Below are 221 nucleotides of genomic sequence, written 5' to 3'. Positions count from 1 at the left end.
TGGGATATTGAAATCCCCGGTGCGCTGGCGCAAGGTGACTTTACTGTCACAGCCAGCATAACCGACGCGGCAGGCAATGAGAGCACAGCTAACAGCAGTGGCAATGTCGATACCATTACACCGGTTGTCACTGTGGATGCACTGGGACTTGGCAACGACAGCACGCCACTCATCAGTGGTACTTCAACAGAGCCGCAAGGCACTGTTGTCAATATTGTTAT

The 221-nt window shown here is 52.5% G+C and carries 1 protein-coding gene; it reads left to right on the top strand.

Features of this window, described 5'->3' with window-relative positions; translation table 11 throughout:
• Nucleotides 1-221 (top strand): Ig-like domain-containing protein (locus tag AN391_RS20645; protein WP_235576517.1); only part of this gene is annotated, 221 nt, incomplete at both ends.

This window comes from Pseudoalteromonas sp. P1-13-1a (assembly GCF_001401875.1).
In the GTDB taxonomy this organism is placed as follows: Bacteria; Pseudomonadota; Gammaproteobacteria; order Enterobacterales; family Alteromonadaceae; genus Pseudoalteromonas.
This window is presented reverse-complemented; position numbering and strand designations above follow the sequence as displayed.